13 protein-coding genes are annotated in these 15,888 nt (G+C 45.9%); all 13 read left to right on the top strand.

The window, feature by feature from the left end; all coding sequences use genetic code 11:
• Window positions 1–32: 32 nt before the first annotated feature.
• The 13 genes from M988_RS16495 (at window position 33) to M988_RS16560 (ending at window position 15,284) form a co-directional block, all read left to right on the top strand.
• Entirely contained in the window at window positions 33–2,507 is a 2,475-nt protein-coding gene (locus M988_RS16495) for a fimbria/pilus outer membrane usher protein (RefSeq protein ID WP_064575022.1), read from the top strand.
• Between the two features lie 47 nt (window positions 2,508–2,554).
• On the top strand, window positions 2,555–3,316 hold the full coding sequence (locus tag M988_RS16500; RefSeq protein WP_064575024.1) for a fimbrial biogenesis chaperone: 762 nt from the start codon (window positions 2,555–2,557) through the stop codon (window positions 3,314–3,316).
• 21 nt (window positions 3,317–3,337) lie between these two features.
• Window positions 3,338–3,949: a fimbrial protein gene (locus M988_RS16505; RefSeq protein WP_004093252.1), complete on the top strand. Its 612-nt coding sequence runs from the start codon at window positions 3,338–3,340 to the stop codon at window positions 3,947–3,949.
• Window positions 3,949–5,007: a fimbrial protein gene (locus tag M988_RS16510; protein WP_008815099.1), complete on the top strand. Its 1,059-nt coding sequence runs from the start codon at window positions 3,949–3,951 to the stop codon at window positions 5,005–5,007. The genes M988_RS16505 and M988_RS16510 overlap by 1 nt, the downstream gene beginning before the upstream one ends.
• Before the next feature lie 18 nt (window positions 5,008–5,025).
• Entirely contained in the window at window positions 5,026–5,574 is a 549-nt protein-coding gene (locus M988_RS16515) for a fimbrial protein (protein WP_008815098.1), read from the top strand.
• Between the two features lie 13 nt (window positions 5,575–5,587).
• Window positions 5,588–6,262 carry a helix-turn-helix transcriptional regulator gene (locus tag M988_RS16520; RefSeq protein WP_004093246.1) on the top strand — a complete coding sequence of 225 codons (675 nt, stop codon included), beginning with the start codon at window positions 5,588–5,590 and terminating at the stop codon, window positions 6,260–6,262.
• Window positions 6,263–6,264: 2 nt separating this feature from the next.
• On the top strand, window positions 6,265–7,920 hold the full coding sequence (locus M988_RS16525; protein ID WP_064575026.1) for a PglL family O-oligosaccharyltransferase: 1,656 nt from the start codon (window positions 6,265–6,267) through the stop codon (window positions 7,918–7,920).
• 186 nt (window positions 7,921–8,106) lie between these two features.
• Entirely contained in the window at window positions 8,107–9,288 is a 1,182-nt protein-coding gene (locus tag M988_RS16530; protein WP_008815096.1) for an MFS transporter, read from the top strand.
• Complete coding sequence (gene yidZ / locus M988_RS16535) at window positions 9,257–10,216, top strand: HTH-type transcriptional regulator YidZ (protein ID WP_008815095.1); 960 nt, start codon at window positions 9,257–9,259, stop codon at window positions 10,214–10,216. Before M988_RS16530 ends, yidZ begins: the two co-directional genes overlap by 32 nt.
• Before the next feature lie 347 nt (window positions 10,217–10,563).
• The gene (locus tag M988_RS16545) at window positions 10,564–11,202 is read left to right on the top strand and encodes an OB-fold-containig protein (protein WP_008815093.1); all 639 of its coding nucleotides are present in this window, start codon (window positions 10,564–10,566) and stop codon (window positions 11,200–11,202) included.
• Between the two features lie 36 nt (window positions 11,203–11,238).
• Window positions 11,239–12,969, top strand: coding sequence for a flotillin family protein (locus M988_RS16550; RefSeq protein ID WP_064575028.1), 1,731 nt, complete (start codon window positions 11,239–11,241; stop codon window positions 12,967–12,969).
• Window positions 12,970–14,086: 1,117 nt separating this feature from the next.
• Window positions 14,087–14,923, top strand: coding sequence for a helix-turn-helix domain-containing protein (locus tag M988_RS16555; RefSeq protein WP_064575030.1), 837 nt, complete (start codon window positions 14,087–14,089; stop codon window positions 14,921–14,923).
• Window positions 14,924–14,942: 19 nt separating this feature from the next.
• Window positions 14,943–15,284, top strand: coding sequence for a PapB/FocB family fimbrial expression transcriptional regulator (locus M988_RS16560; protein WP_064575032.1), 342 nt, complete (start codon window positions 14,943–14,945; stop codon window positions 15,282–15,284).
• Window positions 15,285–15,888: the final 604 nt, after the last annotated feature.

The following is a 15,888-nucleotide window of genomic DNA, read 5'->3' on the forward strand; positions in this document are numbered from 1 at the left end:
TGACAGCCGGTAAAATATAACGTAGTGATATTATGCTTTATTCACCGAAAACGAAAAAAAATTTACTGGCTGTTTTGATCGCCCTGTTTTGCTACAGCGACAGGGTCGCGGCCGATCCTATGGTGGAATTTAACACCGACGTTTTAGATGCGTCCGATCGTAAAAATGTCGATTTAAAGAGATTCTCATCCGATAACTATGTCGTTCCAGGGAATTATCTTTTAGATATCCGTGTTAATGGCCAAGCAGTATCACAGCAAAACGTAATCTATCGCGCCACAGCAAATAATGCTGACACCAGCTTTGTCTGCTTGACGCCAGAGCAGGTCGATTTTCTCGCTTTAAAAAAAGAAGCCCAGGAGAAAATACACCACGTTGACCCACAGTGCCTCGACATCAAAGCGATCCCTGGCGTTGAACTCAACAATCATGAAGGGATTCTGGATATCACCGTGCCGCAGGCATGGATGAAATATAACGATCCTGATTGGGTGCCACCAGAACGTTGGGATGACGGTGTGGCTGGCTTAGTATTTGATTACAGCCTTTCTGGCCAGATGACTCACCAGCTTAAAGAAGGTGATAGCACACACTCGCTGTCAGCCTATGGTCAAACCGGTTTTAACGCCGGTGCTTGGCGTATGCGTGGTGAATATCAGGCAAATTACGACAATGATGGCCAGCATAATCTTGACTGGAATCAGGTGTATGCCTACCGCCCGCTGCCAAGTCTGGCGTCAAAACTGACCGTCGGCGAAATCTATCTTAACTCACAGGTTTTTGACACCGTTCGCTTCACCGGTATCAACATGATTAGCGATGAGCGCATGTTGCCGCCAAGCCTGCAGGGCTACGCGCCTGAAATTCACGGTATCGCAAAAAGCAACGCAAAGGTCACCGTTAGCCAAAGTGGCCGCGTTATTTATGAAACGACCGTGCCGGCGGGGCCATTTAATATTCAGGACTTGCGCAGTTCTGTACGCGGTACGTTGGACGTTAAAGTTGAAGAACAAGATGGTTCGGTTTCGACTTTTCAAGTCAATACCGCCAATATCCCGTATCTCACACGCCCTGGCTACGTGCGCTACAACACCTCTATCGGTAAGCCATCTCGCTATAACCACCAGCTAGAAGGACCGGCTTTTTACGTCGGAGACTTCTCATGGGGGATCAGCAATGCATGGTCACTGTACGGAGGCACCATGCTGACGGGTAATGACTACAACGCATGGTCTTTAGGTCTTGGCCGCGATCTGAATGTGCTTGGCGCATTATCTGCTGACGTGACGCAATCCATCAGTCGCGTCCCCGATCAGGATAGCCAAAAAGGGATGTCCTTTAAGCTTAGCTACGCTAAAACCTTCGACGAATATAACAGTGCAATCACCTTTGCAGGCTACCGCTTTTCTCAAAAGACATTCCGTTCTCTCTCTCAATATCTTGATGAGCGTTACCAGAAATACGACAACGTGGGTCGAGAAAAAGAGATGTACACCATTACGGGTAATAAAACCTTTTGGGCTGACAATCCTGACTGGGCGACCACCATGTTTCTTACCTACACCCATCAAAACTACTGGGATCGCAGCGGGCAAGATCGTTACGGGATCACGCTTGGGCGTTCTTTCCGATTGGCTGGTGTCAATGGCATCACGGCGAACGTATCTGCTTGGCGTTCAGACTATCAGGGTCGACGCGATGACAGCTTTGCCCTCTCGCTCTCCATCCCGATCGGCGATAGCCGCTGGATGGGCTATGACCTACAAAACAGCGCAGGCAGCACGACTCAGTTAGCGTCTTATAGCGATAACAGCGACTACAACAATCTGTGGCGAATACGAGCCGGTTTAGGTCAAAACGATCGCGCTGCGATGGACGGTTATTACCAGCATCGATCTCAGATGGCCGAACTCAACGCTAACTTGAGTTATCAGCAATCTCGCTATGTTTCTGTCGGCGGCACCATGCGCGGTGGATTTACCGCCACGCAATACGGAGCCGCCTTGCATAACAGTAGCGCGACGCTCGATACGGCTCGCATCATGGTGGATACCAGCGGCATCGCCGGTGTTCCTCTTAATGGTAAGCATGCTTGGACCAACAGCCAAGGTGTCGCCGTCGTACCTGATGTCGTGAGCTACAACAGTTTTGATACTCGAATCGACGTTGATGCGCTGGATGAGGATATCGAAGCCAGCAAAGCAATTTCGACAACGACGCTCACCGAAGGGGCTATTGGTTATCAGCGCTTTGCTGTTGCTCAGGGTGAAAAAATGATGGCACTCATTCGCCTTGCAGATGGTTCTTTCCCTCCGTTTGGTTCAGAAATTGTCAATCGCGACGGCGTGAGCGTGGCCATGGTGATGGATAACGGTATGGCGTGGATCGCGGGTGTGACACCGGGGGAAAAACTCTCAGCCAATTGGAACGGCAAGAGCCAGTGCCAACTGAAAATTCCTGACCATAACCTTAACTCTTCCAAACAATTACTACTGCCTTGCCAGTGAAATAACGGCCGCTTTATGGCGGCCTGCTTAATAGCGAAAGGAATAATATGAACAAATTAACAGTCAAACGTTGGCTAAGCACGCTATGCCTATTCAGCGCCATTATAGGAAGCGCACACGCTGGGATCTCATTGGATCGTACCCGCCTCATTATCACGGGTAACGATCGCTCGGCCAGCGCCAATCTGAGTAACACCAGTCCTGATATTCCTTTTTTAGCCCAGTCTTGGGTGGAAGATGCTGAAGGCAAAAAAATCACTTCACCGTTAGTGGTACTGCCTCCTCTCCAGCGAATTAACGGGGGGCAAAAAGGCGTGGCTCGTGTCACCAAGACCAATGGTATCGATGATTTACCACAGGATCGTGAAAGCCTGTTTTATCTCAATGTCAGAGAAATTCCGCCTAAACCGACAAAACCAAACGTGTTGCAGTTAGCTATGCAGTCACGCATTAAGCTGTTTTACCGCCCTAGCGCCATCGTGCCAAAAAGCAAAGGTGAGATATGGCAAAACCAAGTCGTTTTCCATAAGCAATCTGGTAACCGGATGACGATTGAAAATCCAACGCCTTACTACATCACGATTATTGGTTTAGCACAGAAAACGGTGAAAGAAGGCGGAGGCAAACTGACTCAGTTTCCTGGCGTATTGGTTGCACCGAAGTCATCACTCGATATTGACGTCACTAATTCCGCGGTGAGCAGTTTCGCGATGATGTACATCAACGATTATGGCGGCCATCCCGAACTGAAGTACAGCTGCCAAGGAAGCGTGTGTAAGGCATTACCTGCTGATCAGCAGCCTCGCTGACCCTACATAAAGGAGGATGTGATGAAACAGTTCCGGTTACCGATAATTGTATTAGCCGCAATGCCGCTCATGTTGCAGGCGGCACCGACCTTTCGACAAGACTTCAGTCATGTCGAAGGGGAAAACGGCGTCGTTCATTTCTCTGGAAATGTTTACGTCGCCCCCTGTGTGCTCGATCCCCAATCTCGTGAGCAATATATCGATCTGGGAGATATCAGCGCTCGGCTGTTTCATCAGTCAGGAGACCGCAGCAAACTCATTCCTTTCACACTGCGCCTGCGTGATTGTTTGAGGGGCGCCTCTCAGTCCGCAAGCGATATAACAAGTCACAGCGTCGGACAACCGACTCAGCGCTACACCAGCGGTGAACAGGCGGTTTCTCTCCGCTTGGAAGGGGAATCGTCTCCAATAAACCAAGACCTATTACGTATCCAAGGCGCCGTCAAAGGCGCGGGAATTCGCCTGCTTGATGACAAAGGACACGCATTAGCGCTTAACCAAAAAGCAAACACTTGGCTGCTCTCTCCCGGCGATAACGAACTACAGCTTAATGCCGCACTGGAATCCACACAGTCGAGCATCAGCGCCGGTGACTTTCGCAGCCTACTGCGGCTAATCATGGAGTATCAGTAATGAAAAAAGTAAATCAGTTTAGCCGCCGTTGGAGTACTGCTCTCATTCTTGCTGCGCTAGCGTATACATCAAGCGCCCAAGCTTGGATCGAAGGTGAAGTCGTACCTAACAGTGGTACACATACGTATGACTTCGATCTGGAAACGATGGATATCTCCAACAACGTCATAGGGGGAACCATCTCTAAGTCATGGGATTTGGGCGGTAATTTCGGCGTCACTGAATACTGTACTCAACGGATTAATGACGCTCGTTATTACTCAACGACGTCAACCATGACCCCATCAACGTCAAACCCAGGCTACTACCGCTTAAATGAATATTTTGACGTTAAAGTCGAGGTCTGGATTGCAGGGAATCGAAGCGAGTATGTGACGTCGCCCTTTACCGATGAAACCAACCGCTATAGTGAAAGCTGTAGGCCGCCGTCATCTCGTTTTAACAACGTGCGTTCGGGCTCAAAAGGGAAAATAACCTTCCGTATCACCAAACCCGTTATTAACGGTATTGTATTGGTGGATCACGAACTGGTTAAGGTATTTGGTCGCCGTGGATTATTATCCGCGGGTGTTTTATCAGGTGAGGCATTATCCACTATTAATATTCGCTCTGGCATTATTACCGTTCCAGACAAATGTATTATTAACCAAGGCACGCCAATTAGCGTCGAATTTGGAGCCATTCCTAATACCAGTGAAAAGCTAAATGGCAATAATTATGTGCAGCAAGTCCCTATTCAAGTTCAGTGTAAGGGGGGCAGTTTTGATACGGGATACCTTAATATAAAACTGGGTATTCAGTCTGCCGGTTCAGGTGTGGCAAGTTTTAACTCTGACTATTTGGGTACAAATGGCGCAAACGATCGTCGCGATCTTGGCATTGTCATAAAAGATTCATCAGGTAGCACGGTAGTACCCAATCAATTCTACGACGTCCCTGGGTTTAATAATAACCAAGGTGTATGGAATTTAACCGCCGCGCCGATTGCAAAACCGGGCAGTATTATCCCTGAGGGGGAATTCGATGCTGCAGCTACCGTCGTCGCACAGTTTCAATAACTAAGGAGAATAGCAACGATGCCACAACGCCATCAATTATACGGTGCCGCTATTTTTCTGCTTTTGAGTGGCCCTATCTACGCGCAGACGGAGCTCATTGGCGGAGACATGCGCTTCCACGGAACCGTGGAGGCGCTGCCGTGCAGCGTCAAACCAGGAGGAGATAAAATCGGTGTTAATTTCAAACAAATATCTACCAAAGATTTATATAGTAATAAAACGAGCCCGCCCGTTCCTTTTACCATACCTCTAGAAAATTGCAGTGATGCCGTATTTAAAACCGTTTCAGTCACGTTTAGTGGAATAGAAAGTACAGAACTTCCTAATCATCTGATTATAAATCCTGTCTCTCCAAGTTCAGCTTCAGGGGTTGCAATTGGTTTAAAAGAAAGCAATGGTTCGGCAATAGAACTCAATAAACCGACTACGGCAGAAAATATTGCTAACGGTTCTATGGATTTAACATTTCAAGCTTGGGTCGCAGGCGAACCAACTGCATTGCAAAATGGAGATATAACACTGGGGCCATTTACCGCCACGGCGAATTATACGCTGACTTATCAATAAAGGTTAATATCGTATGGAACTCCAACTCTGTATTTTTGACAGTGACGTTTCTTTCGTTCAGGGAATAAAAGCAATTATTGATACCAAAAATATATCCACACAATCTACGTTGGAATATTTTGATCGCGACTTTCAAAAACTCGTCGATCACCTTGCTACACCTATTTGGGGAAATAAACAGCAAATCATACTTTGTGATATTGCTAGCCTACCTGAGGCACGGTTTAAAGCATTAAGTCTACTTCGTCATCAATATTTGAAAGGTGAGCAACGTCAGTTGATTATGCTCGTTGAAGAGGGGCAAGTTCCCCTGCTGTCAGCACTGTTCACCGAGCTGCCTTTGGCGAGTTGGTTCTGCAAGAAAGAGCCTCCCCAAGAATTAGTCAACATGCTGGAACACCTGCGCTTAACCTCGTTTAGCGCTCCTTATTACAGCAGTATGATCCGTAAAAGCATTGAGCATTACCGCAATCAGGCATTTTCGGTGCCGAGGTATGGCATCACCCATACAGAATGGTGGCTAATGGAGGAAATTCTCAAGGGACAATCACTCACACAGATTGCTCTCAACAGTGGTATCAGCGTTAAAAGCGTTAGCTATCGCAAAAGGCGCTTAATGAAAAAGCTCAATGTGACCAGCACAGTGTCTCTGGCACAAACGTTCCGCCATCTAACGGGATTTGCTTAACTATGCGCCGAATTTCACTGCGAGCTGGTTACTATAGCGCATTAGTACCAGCTCTTTTTTTTGGCGGTATCGTGATGACCGTTTACCTGCCCAACATGGGAGGAAGCGGGCTATCTTTACCTCTGAATATTCTGAGTTGGATAGCCTTATGCTGCTTTGCGCTACTTATCATTCAGGCGCCTAAAGTCTGGCAGCGGTATCGTCGCTCAGCATCGCTGTTCTGGCTTTATGCAGGATGTGTGGTGCTGGTTATTCGAGCACTGCTCACCCCTTTACCTTGGTTTAACGACGCACTGATCGTCGCAATCGGTATAGTCACCGGATTATCGTTCTACCGTTTATTACTCCAGTTACCGTGGCGGCGGCAGCACCTCTTCGCGATACTCTCCACACTGTGGATAGCGTCAGTTTTGCAGTGTGTCATCGCTGTTATTCAGCTATTTCATCTCAAAGCAGCGGCGTGGTGGGAGTTTCCACCCGCGCAGTTACGCCCCTATGGTATTTTCCAGCAGGTTAATGTCTTAGCGAGCTTTATCGCATGCGGCATAGCAGCCACGCTGCTATTGCTTTTATATCGCAGCAAAACTACTCGGTGGAAGCGCGTGCTGCTGCATATCAGCCTCTCGCTGCAAGGTTTTGTTCTTTACGCATGCCAATCACAAATTGGCTATCTGAGTACGGCGTTGGTCATACTCGCCTGTTTAGGACTGTTTTGGCCGCAGCGTTTTATCATCTTTGCCGCCATCATAAGCTTGGTGGCTGGGGGCATCCTGTCGTTTGCCGTGCATGTTTGGCTACAGTTTCCTATCGTAGTTCACACCGACAGTACCCATACTCGGCTGTTAATTTGGCAGCATAGCGGGCAGTTATTCAGTATGCATCCGCTGTTTGGATGGGGCGTTGGTAGTTTTGAGTCCGTTTTTCTGCATCAGTTTGGCGGACAAATCACTAACGTTGGCATCAGAACCGTCAGTCATCCGCATAATGAAATACTTTTGTGGCTGGTGGAAGGAGGGATATTTGCCGCCGTAGGAATGTTAATGCTGTTAATGGCAATCATCACGCTTTGGCTGAATGGGGGTCGGCTTCAACGAGCCATGTTACTAACCGCCTCTCCTATTGCATTACATATGATGACGGAATTTCCCTTATATCAATCGGCTCCACACTGGATTTTACTGATTGTGCTGCTGCGCTGTGCGGATCGTCCGTACTCCACAAGCACCATGCCGATGACCATGAGATGGATCCGTGGAGGCATGATATTTTTCACCGTATTCACCGCCGGTGTTTTAATCCAAACCCTGTACCTACAGAATCAGCTAACGACCGTTGAAAGGAATGGCACACAATATGAGCTCCCGTCCCGTGCGGTTTGGCAGACGGTATTGCAACAGGATCGCTATGAGTATGACCGGCAAATGGGGGAACTGTTACGCTTTAATCACGTTCAGGATATTAATGCGTTGCGTAACGTTGAACATTGGGCCGCAGACTATACGCTTCGCCATCCAGACAACAATCTGTATGCCGTTCGCATTCAAATCGCGACATATTTAAACGATCCCGTTCAGGCAGAACAACTCACTAATGAAGCCCGCTGGCTGTTCCCTGCAGATCCCCGATGGACAGTGAATCGCAATACTGAACAACCATGATTCGGTCTAGGCACAAAAAATAACAAAGTTAGCATATTAGAAAATGTTGTCTTTATTGGACGCGTCTCAACATCGCGACCATGTTGACGTCGATGTCCCATATGGAAATTAGTGTTGTCCAAATGGCAACTCGCCTCACTCACACCTTGCCGTTATCCTTGCCGCCACTCTACTTGTGAGGATGCTATGACACGTTTTCTAATCTGCAGTTTTATTCTGGTGTTGCTCTATCCCACTGGAATTGATATGTATTTAGTGGGACTACCTCGCATCGCAGCCGATCTCAGCGCCAGCGAATCACAATTACATATCGCCTTCTCCGTCTATCTGACTGGAATGGGCTGTGCCATGTTGTTTGCAGGTAAAATCGCCGATCGGTCGGGAAGAAAACCGGTGGCGATCGTGGGAAGCGTGATTTTTATTATTGCATCCTCACTCTGCTCTCTAGCACAAGATAGCTTGTTATTTCTAACGGGACGCTTTATTCAAGGCATCGGCGCGGGGAGTTGCTATGTCGTGGCATTTGCCATTCTGCGAGACACGCTAGACGACCGCCGACGAGCAAAAGTACTCTCACTGCTAAACGGAATTACCTGCATTGTGCCAGTTCTAGCCCCTGTTTTTGGGCATTTAATTATGCTCAAGTTCCCATGGCAAAGCCTGTTCTACACCATGATGACCATGGGTTTCTTGGCGTGTATGCTGTCCCTGTTTGTTCTGAAAGAGACTCGTCCTGAATCAGCCTCCGCATCATCACCGTCACAAATAACTGCTGAATCACTGCTCACCCGTGTCTTCCTCAGCCGGTTAGCCATTACCACATTGAGCGTGTCTGTGATCCTCACCTTCGTAAATACCTCGCCGGTATTGTTGATGGAGATTATGGGGTTCGAGCGGGGAGAATATGCCATGATCATGGCGTTGACGGCGGGTGTGAGCATGGCAGTATCATTCTCAACCCCATTTGCTCTGGATGTGTTTAAACCCCGGACGCTCATGATAACGTCTCAGGGGCTATTTCTGGTCGCCGCCGTAGTGTTAAGTCTCGCAAACTCAAATACCGTGGCGCTCTTTGGCTTAACGCTAATCTGCGCGGGTTTCTCTGTGGGGTTTGGTGTGGCCATGAGTCAGGCTTTAGGGCCTTTTTCACTGCGCGCGGGCGTGGCTAGCTCTGTGCTAGGCATAGCCCAAGTTTGCGGTTCGTCATTCTGGATTTGGCTAGCAGCGATAATCGGCATCGATGCGCTGAATATGCTGATCGCAATTCTGATTGTCTGTAGCATAGTCAGTCTCTCATTGATCATGCTCGTTACGCTCAAGAGTCCTGTACCCAACCATGAAGAAATCCATCAGCAGTCTCGATCTTAATTTGTTGTTATGCCTACAGCTTCTGATGCAAGAACGCAGCGTAACCAAAGCGGCAAAGCGTATGAACGTAACGCCTTCGGCGGCGAGCAAGTCACTGTCGAAGCTTCGCTCATGGTTTGGTGATCCGCTGTTCGTCAATACGCCGCTGGGGTTAACGCCTACGCCGCTGATGATCAGTATGGAACACCCTTTGGCCGAGTGGATGCAGATGAGCAATCTGTTACTTGATAAGCCACACAATGAAACACCGCATGGCCTGAAGTTCGAACTGGTTGCAGAATCTCCGCTAATGATGATCATGTTCAATTCCCTATCACAGCAGATTTACCAGCGTTATCCGCAGGCAACGATCAAAGTACGCAACTGGGATTATGATGCACTAGACGCCATTACTCGTGGCGAAGTAGATATTGGCTTCACCGGTCGCGAAAGCCATCCGCGATCGCGCGAACAGCTCAGCCTGCTGCCTTTATCGATCGATTATGAAGTTCTGTTTTCTGATTTGCCTTGGGTTTGGCTACGAGAAGATCACCCTGCGCTACAAGAGGAATGGAATTTAGAAACCTTTTTACGCTATCCCCATATCAGTATTTGCTGGGAGCAAAGCGATACATGGGCGCTAGATGACGTATTGCAGGAAGTGGGGCATAAACGCAATATCGCACTGAGTCTGCCTGGTTTCGAGCAATCGCTGTTTATGGCTGCTCAACCCGGTCATTCGCTAATATCGACCGCACCTCTCTATTGCCAACGCTATAATCAATTACACCAACTCCCCTTGGTCGCACGCCCGCTCCCCTTCGACGAAGCACTACGGGAAAAGCTGATGGTTCCCTTCACGCTGCTATGGCATAAACGCAACAGCCATAACCCTAAAATTATCTGGTTACGAGAAACGCTTAAGGCACTCTATAAAAACCTTACCTGATGCAAGAACATAAAAGGAAAATATCGAAGAGAAATTCATTCATAGTCAAAATGTAAACGCGGTCTACTACATCTTCACGTAGTGAATATCTCCGATTTATATCGCGATAATATTGATAACGATTGTTTTATTTTGATATCTAACCTTAGGGTGAAATATTTCTCTAATCCTAACGTTAATTTCTGATACTTGACGAAAGCAATTTTAACCATTGATGTTTCAGCGGCAAACATGCCTTGAAAATTATCTTTCACAGCAATTATCCTATATTTCTCCCCCTCCATATCCTAAAGCAAGAAATAACGATAGAATGACCATATTATGGATATAGATCGAAAGGAGTCCTAGTGGTACTACTGTCTGCTTATAATGCCCCTTTTCTCTGCGCGCTTGCGTTTATAATTTCTCTTGGTGTATTGGAAATATTATCGCTACTAATAGGTGCTAGTGCATTTAGCCATTTAGACTCTTCCTTAGGATCTCATTTTGATCTTGCCAGTGGAGATAACTTACTCGTGCAGGCCTTGAGTTGGCTGCACATTGGCAAGCTTCCATTGCTGGTTATGCTCGTTTTACTGCTTGGCAGTTTTGCTATTATTGGTATCAGCGGGCAGTATCTCATGATTAGCCTGCTTCAAAAGCCGCTACCGGCAGGTTTAATGGCTCTGATTGCATTTGTGCTATCACTGCCCACTTTACATTTCATAGGGCGATGGCTTGCTCCGTATCTTCCCAAAGATGAATCCTTCGCGGTGTCAGAGGATAGCTTTGTCGGTTCAATGGCCCTTGTAACCCAATCCGCAGAGCAACCTGGGATGTCAGCAGAATGTAAAATTGTTGATACCTACGGACAATCTCACTATTTATTGATTGAGCCAGAAAACCCAGACGTTATTTTTACGCGGGGAGAACGCGTGCTCATTATTGCAAAAATAACGTCAGCGCGATTTTTAGCAAGCAAAAACCCGTGGCCTAATTTACTTTAAAACTTATCTTACTTAATGATATCACAAGGAAATTTTATGTTTGAAATGGATAACATTCCTTATTGGGGATTTGTTTCTTTTGGCGTATTAATCATATTATTGGTCATCGGGATTATTTTCTCTCGACTCTATGAGCGCGCTTCTGCAGAGCAATCCTTTGTTAGAACTGGTTTGGGTGGACTGAAAGTCGTGATGAGCGGAGGCGCCATTGTACTTCCGATTTTTCACGAGCTTATTCACATCAATATGAATACTCTCAAACTGGAAGTCAGTCGCTCCATGAAAGACAGTTTGATCACTAAAGATCGTATGCGAGTCGATGTTGTCGTTGCATTCTTTGTGCGTGTAAAACCAACCATTGAAGGAATTGCTACCGCAGCACAGACATTGGGGCAAAGAACGCTGTCACCGGAAGATCTACGCATTCTTATTGAAGATAAATTTGTGGATGCGCTGCGTGCAACGGCATCACAGATGACGATGCATGATCTGCAAGATACCCGCGAACACTTCGTTCAAGGCGTACAGAATACGGTCGCAGAGGATTTAACCAAAAACGGCTTGGAGTTAGAGAGCGTTTCATTAACTAACTTTAACCAAACCTCGAAAGAATTCTTCGATCCTAACAATGCGTTTGATGCAGAGGGTCTAACCAAACTGACTCAGGAAACTGAACGCCGCCGCCGTGAACGTAACGAAGTCGAACAAGACATTGAAGTCGCCGTACGTGAAAAGAACCGCGATGCCATGTCACGTAAGCTGGAAATTGAGCAACAAGAATCGTTCATGACCTTTGACCAAGAGCAGCAGGTAAAAACTCGCAGCGCAGAGCAAAGCGCTAATATTGCCGTATTTGAAGCGGAACGCCGCCGAGAGGCTGAACAGAGCCGTATTAGCACCGAACGTCAAATTCAAGAAGCGGAAATCGCCCGGGAGCAGGCTGTTCGCACTCGTAAGGTAGAAGCTGAACGTGAAATTAGAATAAAAGAGATTGAACAACAACAGGTGACTGAAATCGCCGCGCAGGATAAAGATATTGCGATTGCCAGTAAATCAGAGCAGCAATCTCAAGCTCAGGCAAGAGCAAACGATGCATTAGCCGAGGCTGTACGCGCGGAAGAACACGTGGTTACAACTCGGGAAACCGCCGAAGCAGATCGTGCCAAACAGGTTGCGCTAATCGTCGCAAAACAATCCGCAGAAACCGAAGCGGTACAGCTAACGCTGAAGGCGCAGGCCGAGAAAGAAGCAGCCGAAATGCAAGCAGCAGCCATTATTAAACTCGCAGAGGCGACGCTGAAAAAAGGGCTTGCTGAAGCTGAAGCACAACGGGCATTAAATGATGCGGTCAATATACTGTCCGATAATCAAACCAGCCTAAAATTCAAACTGGCACTATTGCAGTCCCTGCCAAGTATTATTGAGAAGTCCGTTGAACCAATAAAATCTATCGACGGTATCAAAATCATTCAGGTTGACGGTTTAAACCGTAGTGGTTCTGCCACAGCAGGCTCTTCATCTGAACCAAGTACTAGCGGTGGAAGTAATCTAGCAGAACAGGCAATGACGGCCGCGCTATCCTATCGTACACATGCGCCGATTGTAGATTCCCTACTCAGAGAGGTGGGTCTTTCCGGTGGTTCATTAGCCGCACTGACTGCCGCATTACCCCATGGCCTCGGCGATGCTGCACTGACAGCGAATGATCTGCCAGTACAAGAAGATGTACCCGTCGTTGATAGCGAAAATCATCCGCGCCCTGCTTAATCTATTTTCACTATAACTAGGCTGTGTCACTCGCGATTAGTCGCATCTTGTGAAAAGCGTCTGACGCAGACTAGATAGCATGAACCACCCGTAATATGTAGTAGTTCACAAAATCAGTACACCTTTGTCACCCTTTTTCATTTATTTTCTCACTGGGCGATAAACCGCCGTGACGCTGGTGAGGATGCTTATCTTTATCCCAGCTATGCGACCTACAGTTCATATTCATACTGAGGTACCCCTTTACACAACTGACTGGTATTCAATTCAGAGTCTGGGTCAAATCAACAGCGCACCGTTGATGTTAAACGACCTATTCAATCTATTCCTGTTTAAACCCTAGCAAAAAGCATCGTTTAGCCTGTTTACGTTGACTCATCATATCCGCGGGGCAGCGACTAGAAACACGGTGGTGAGTGGATGGGCTGCTTGCGTTAAGTACGTTTGAACAAAATTCTTTATCGTCGCCAGCACTTTTGCAGGTTAATGTCTTCTCCTCTCTGCAGTTTATCCACGATAAACAAACCCCATCATTAGCCTTCTACTAATTAAAAAAGAGTGTATTTTCTTTATTTTATTGCCATAAGGTTAGATAATCCAAGTTCCACCATATTGAATGTGTCTGTATTTTACAATGCACGACACAATTCTCATTTGTCTTTGTCCTAATTTATTAGGATTTTTCCCAGCCTATTTCCCATGCCGTTTTTTTAAACCTTCGATTTTTCCGTACTATTCAAGTTTATCGAATAAATGAGCATTCAAGCGCTGATACTGAAAAATATCGCAACATCTTATTGTAAGTATTTATAATTATGCAATGTACGCTATAACGTACATTACGTAATATCAAAAATAAACATTAATAAATTCATTGATATTATAAATATTTTATAAAAAATAATATCGCTCCTTTTATGAACATTCCCACAATGCAATCATCAGATTTTTCTTACATCAAACCTTATTGATTTAAAATCAAGATCTTATCGATCGATTTTATTAATTATACCACGCCAAATGTCTAGCTTAGGATGCTCGTAAACCCACAAACCCTATGGTGTTATTCTTGGATGAATAATGAAGTTGGTTATTAACAGGGCTTAAGGATGCGGTCATGAATAAGATAAACAATAAATTAAAGGTGATGATTTACTCCAAGAACTGGACGCATCAGGTAGCAATTGAATATACGTACCGTTCAATAAAACAAACCCGAATAATTATTCAAGGCACGCGTGATACAGATATACTTGTTAGCTATGCAATAAATACACAGCCTAACTTGCTTATTATCGATGATGCGCCTAGAAATGCAGTGGCTCTTACTTTAGCTCTGCGCCAACAATGCCCAGATACGGCCATCATATTTATGCAAGACGAGTTTTTATTCTCTGACAAAATAGTTGGGAAATATTTTGATGGGATAGCATTAAAAAAATATGATGCCTTGATGAATGATCCTCCTTGTTTATTGCTGGCTGAATATCATTGTCTCCTTCGTACTTTAAGAGAGGAAGTGAATTTAACCAAACTCCCGTCATGGAGGACGCAAGGTGTTTCGGAGGCATTGCAGTCAATTAAGCAATTAATGCATGTACACTTTTCTCACCTAATTGCATCGCCAAGGGCGCAAGAGGTGGTTTTAGGTTGGTTGGTTAAGGGAGTTGAACCCATTACCGCCGGAAGATTGTTGGGATGTAGTAGTAAGGTAGTTTACCACTATCGCTTGATGGCAATGAAAGTACTGGGTATTCAGAACCGTACTCAGGATTTTATTGCCTCGCTAACAGTAACCGCAGGGCCCGTTTCTTATTACCCGATGAGGGAACACCGGCCGGCGTTGGTGTCATCCCCACCACCATTGCCCTCGCATGAACAGGTCAAGATAAAGGCGAGCAGTGACGAGAAGCAGGTACTGGCTAATATACAAGAATACAGTGTCACAGTATAAAGATTGCAGGAGTGGAGGAATGCGTCGCACACATGAAGAGAATGATCTGAGCGCTATGAGTAAAATAACTCAGGGAGAATTAACACCGGGTGAAGTTGATATTCGACTTTTTCGCTTGCTGTCCACGGTCTGTGTGATGCATAGCCCAAGTATCCGACAGTCTTTAGAAGATGTATTGGTACACGGTAAAAGCCGTAGCGAAGCCTGTGAGGCTAATGGTGTCGCACAGAGTTATTTCTCGGTGAAATATCGTCACATGCAGATGGTCAGTCGGACGGTCGCCAGAATTTGTGCGCTAATTTATGAGGAAGGGCACACCATGACCGGCTCGTCGCTTACGCACATTGAAACTAGGAAATAGCGGATATTGCAACATAACAATAAATAAGAAAAAAGATGGCCTTAATAATAGCCGCAGGTTGCATAAGTTATTTATGAACTTAATGGAAAACTAGGCGTTGTTATTTTTTAAAATTCAAAACCACGCTAAATCAATATGTTAGTTGATAAACTCTTATTGGTAGAAAGTTATCGATTAAAAGCAATGCAATTAAAAAACCAACAACATTATTATCGCGAGGTATTTATCGCGCTTAGCATAAAACAGTGCGGCAGTCAGATTATCATGAGCACAGAGGTTATGCTAAGCACAGCAATTCCTTATATGCGCTGAAATTTTTATTAAACTCCAGAGGATAGATGGAAATATAAAAAACTAGAAAGTGAAAAAGTTAGGATTAGGGGACAATCATGCAGAATGGGCGCACCAATAAAGTAAAGTACTCTCTCGTCGGAGTGCAAGTGGCTTATTAATAACTTAACTTTCTCACTATCCAATTCTTATTGGTCGGATAATGTAACTCCATATTTAGATAAGTGATTATCGGTGGGGCTTTATTTTTTGATTTTTATTTTAAAGCGCCACCGATGGTTTCTTGTCCATAAGGATGTGGCAATAAGAAAAG

Origin of the sequence: Hafnia paralvei ATCC 29927, assembly GCF_001655005.1 — a bacterium.
Lineage (GTDB): Bacteria > Pseudomonadota > Gammaproteobacteria > Enterobacterales > Enterobacteriaceae > Hafnia > Hafnia paralvei.

Coding starts and splice junctions, on each gene's coding strand:
- M988_RS16520 (WP_004093246.1), top strand. CDS start 5,588: ATGGAACTCCAACTCTGTATTTTTGACAGTGACGTTTCTTTCGTTCAG.
- M988_RS16550 (WP_064575028.1), top strand. CDS start 11,239: ATGTTTGAAATGGATAACATTCCTTATTGGGGATTTGTTTCTTTTGGC.
- M988_RS16510 (WP_008815099.1), top strand. CDS start 3,949: ATGAAAAAAGTAAATCAGTTTAGCCGCCGTTGGAGTACTGCTCTCATT.
- M988_RS16525 (WP_064575026.1), top strand. CDS start 6,265: ATGCGCCGAATTTCACTGCGAGCTGGTTACTATAGCGCATTAGTACCA.
- M988_RS16530 (WP_008815096.1), top strand. CDS start 8,107: ATGACACGTTTTCTAATCTGCAGTTTTATTCTGGTGTTGCTCTATCCC.
- M988_RS16505 (WP_004093252.1), top strand. CDS start 3,338: ATGAAACAGTTCCGGTTACCGATAATTGTATTAGCCGCAATGCCGCTC.
- yidZ (WP_008815095.1), top strand. CDS start 9,257: ATGAAGAAATCCATCAGCAGTCTCGATCTTAATTTGTTGTTATGCCTA.
- M988_RS16515 (WP_008815098.1), top strand. CDS start 5,026: ATGCCACAACGCCATCAATTATACGGTGCCGCTATTTTTCTGCTTTTG.
- M988_RS16495 (WP_064575022.1), top strand. CDS start 33: ATGCTTTATTCACCGAAAACGAAAAAAAATTTACTGGCTGTTTTGATC.
- M988_RS16560 (WP_064575032.1), top strand. CDS start 14,943: ATGCGTCGCACACATGAAGAGAATGATCTGAGCGCTATGAGTAAAATA.
- M988_RS16555 (WP_064575030.1), top strand. CDS start 14,087: ATGAATAAGATAAACAATAAATTAAAGGTGATGATTTACTCCAAGAAC.
- M988_RS16500 (WP_064575024.1), top strand. CDS start 2,555: ATGAACAAATTAACAGTCAAACGTTGGCTAAGCACGCTATGCCTATTC.